General features: G+C 73.9%; 3 protein-coding genes and 1 pseudogene. 1 reads left to right on the top strand and 3 read right to left on the bottom strand.

Annotated features, from left to right (window positions below; all coding sequences use genetic code 11):
• Window positions 1-320, top strand: a pseudogene (locus tag IF54_RS42885) (hypothetical protein); the annotation flags it as partial.
• A 6-nt stretch (window positions 321-326) separates the two neighbouring features.
• Here IF54_RS42885 and IF54_RS0138605 read toward each other — a convergent pair.
• The 3 genes from IF54_RS0138605 to IF54_RS0138595 form a co-directional block, all read right to left on the bottom strand.
• Window positions 327-1034 (bottom strand): 2-phosphosulfolactate phosphatase, encoded by a 708-nt coding sequence (locus tag IF54_RS0138605; protein ID WP_030327340.1) that lies wholly within the window; start codon window positions 1032-1034, stop codon window positions 327-329.
• A gap of 179 nt (window positions 1035-1213) precedes the next feature.
• Entirely contained in the window at window positions 1214-2446 is a 1233-nt protein-coding gene (locus IF54_RS0138600) for an ABC transporter permease (protein WP_030327339.1), read from the bottom strand.
• Window positions 2443-3111 (bottom strand): ABC transporter ATP-binding protein (locus tag IF54_RS0138595; RefSeq protein ID WP_037821194.1); only part of this gene is annotated, 669 nt, incomplete at its 5' end. The genes IF54_RS0138595 and IF54_RS0138600, both read right to left, overlap by 4 nt.

Genomic DNA, 3111 nt, shown 5'->3' with positions numbered 1-3111 from the left:
TGACGGTGACGCTGCGCCGCTCCACGGACGGACCCGGCGCACCGGCGCGGACCGTCTCCCGGGAACGGTCGACCGCGGTCTGCGGCCGGTTCGGCAGGCATGTGGCGGCCGCCACCGGCTGGCGGTCGCCGAAGAACAGGTGGTACGTGCTGGCGGCCGGCAGCCGCGCCGTCACGGCCCTCACGATCGGCGGCAGCGTCTCCGCGCGCGAGCCGGGCCGGACGCTCGCCGTACCGGCTCCCCCGCACCCGCGCGTCACCGTCAGAGCCACCCTGTCGACGGGGGCAGACCTGCCCGGTGTCGCCTCGGCTCCGCGATAGTGGCCGTCACCGGCCATGCCGCACCTCGCTGTCGACCGACGGGGCGGCACACGGACGCAGCACCATGAGCGCGTCCTCCTCGGCCGCCACCATGGCGAAGGAGAACCGGTCGAGTTCGAGGCAGAGGTCCACGTCGTCGGGGTGGACGCCCTTCCGCACGCCCTGCGTCAGTTCGGCCGCGGCGCGCGAGGCACGGGCCCGCCGGAGGTACCCGGCCGCGTCCGTCCCCGCCCCACCGGCCCGTCCGGCGATGTACTGCGCACACGCCAGGTCCTCCTCCGCCCGGCCGTCCTCGCCGGTGACCACGAAGGTGGCGTCGCCGCATCCCCGTGCCCGCAGCAGGCGTGCCGTGGCCTCCGCCACCACGAAGCCCGCGCACAGCACCAGGGACGCCTCCCGGACGGCGAGCGCGCCGACGGTTCCCGCCGTCGTCTTCTGCACGACGGTCAGCCCGGCGAGGTCGGTCGACCGCAGCATGCCGGGCGAGTTGACGGCGTCGAACCCCGGCGCGGGCGGCCCGTCCTTGAGCGCCACCCAGTCCGGGTGGCGGGCCTTGAGCTCCAGGGCCTCGTCGAGCGACCCGGCGAGGACGATCCTCTCCGCCCCCTGAGCGAAGGCCCAGGCGGCCACCGTGAAGGCCCGCATGACATCGACCACGACCGCCACCGACGGGACTTCGGTCAGCTCGGTGATCCCGAGGAAACGAGCACGCATACGGCCATGATCGGGTACGGCACGGGCAGGGCGACAGTCCCGGTTCGGACCGAGGCGACAACCAGGAGCAAACCGAGACCGCACCCCGGTGGAGACCGAGACCGCACCGCGGTGCAGACCAAGCCGACAGCCCCGGCGCGCACCGGACTGGTCCCCGGCCCGGTGATCCCGTACTCCCCCTAGGCCGTCGCCAGCGCCTCCGTCGGTGTCAGGCGGGCGGCGCGGACGGACGGGTAGACGCCGGCCAGCATGCCGATCAGGATCGCCCCGGCGAACCCGGCGGTCACCGAGGTGAGGGGGACGACCGGCGGCCAGTGCTGGTGGGTGGCCCAGCCGAGGGTGGCCAGGGCGCCCAGGGCGATGCCGGTCAGGCCGCCGAGACCGGACAGGACGACCGACTCGGTGAGGAACTGGGCCCGTATCTGGCCCCGGTTGGCGCCGAGCGCGCGGCGCAGGCCGATCTCCCGGCGGCGTTCGAGGACGGAGATCACCATGGTGTTGGCGACCCCGATGCCGCCGACCAGCAGGGCGACCCCGGCGAGTCCCAGGAAGAGCGCCGAGAACGTGGACTCGGTGGCCCGCTTGGCGGCCAGCGCGTCGGACGGGCGGCTGACCTGGACCACTCCGGGCAGTTCGGGGTTGAGGGTGGCGGGCAGCACGTCCCGTACGGCCTCGATCCGCGACTCCTTCGCCTTGAGGTAGATCACGGTCGGGTGGCCGTCGAACCGCAGCAGAGCGCGCGCCGCGTCCCACCCCACCAGCACCGAGCGGTCGATGTCCGGCGACAGCGGGGTCCTGTCCAGGACGCCGATGACCGTGAACCAGCGGTGGTCGATGTAGATCTGCGGGGCGCTCTGCCCGGGGACGACCCTCGGGATGCCGAGCCGTGCGGCGGCGACCGAGCCGAGCACGGCGGTCGGAAACCGCTGGGTGTCCGCGCTGAGGAACCGGCCCGACGCCACCTCGGCGTTGATCGCGCCCAGCAGGTCCGGTCTGCCGGCCAGGACGGTGAGCCCCGTGTAGTCGGCGTCTCCCTGACGGTCGTTGCGGAGCACCTCGGTGTGGGTGTTGGCGACCGCGCTGACCGCGGTGACCGGTCCGATCCGGCGGGCCATGTCCACGGACTCCGGGGGCAGCAGCACCGGTGGGTCCTGGCGGGCGGGCACCGCCTGGAGCATGTTGGTGCCCAGTGCGGAGAGTTCCCGCATCAGGGCCTTCTGGCTCGACGCCGGGATCCCGGTGACGACGATCAGGGTGGCGATGCCGATCGAGATGCCGAGGGCCGACAGGGCGGCCCGCATCCTGCGGGTCCGGATGCCCAGCAGCCCCAGGCCCAGGATGTCCGACGGGGCCAGCCGTACCGGCCTGTCGCCGGTGCGTCGGGCGGCCGTTCTCGTGGAGGTGTGGGTCATGAGCGGCTTTCCGTGCAGGCGTAGGAGTCGGTGCGGACGTCGGAGCGGATGCGGCCGTCGCGGATCTCCACCCGGCGGGGCAGCTGGGCGGCGATGTCCCGGTCGTGGGTGACGACCGCGATGGTGGTCCCCTCACGGTTCAGCGCGGTCAGCAGATCCAGTACGGCCACGCCGTTCGCGGTGTCGAGGGCGCCCGTGGGCTCGTCCGCGAGGACCAGGACGGGCCGGTTGACGAGCGCGCGGGCGATGGCCACCCGTTGCCGCTCGCCGCCGGACAGCTGGTGGGGCAGGTGCCGGGCCCGGCGGGCGAGCCCGACGCGCTCCAGCGCCTCCAGGGCGAGCGGGCGGCGCCTGCGGCGTGCCACCCCGGCGTACAGCAGTCCGGTGGCGACGTTCTCGGCGGCGGTCAGCCCGTCCGTGAGGTGGAACTGCTGGAACACGAAGCCGAGTCGGCGCCCCCGCAGCGCCGACAGCCGGCGGTCGGAGAGGTCCGCCACGTCCTGGCCGTCGATCTCCACGGTGCCGCTGGTCGGCCGGTCCAGCGTGCCCATGATGTTCAGCAGGGTCGACTTGCCGGAGCCGGACGGGCCGACGATGCCGAGCAGTTCGCCCTGCTCGACAGTGAGCGAGACGTCGTCGAGCGCCGTGACCCCGCCGGGGTGGAC

It is taken from the genome of Streptomyces sp. NRRL B-3229 (assembly GCF_000719505.1).
Lineage (GTDB): Bacteria > Actinomycetota > Actinomycetes > Streptomycetales > Streptomycetaceae > Streptomyces > Streptomyces griseorubiginosus.
This window is presented reverse-complemented; position numbering and strand designations above follow the sequence as displayed.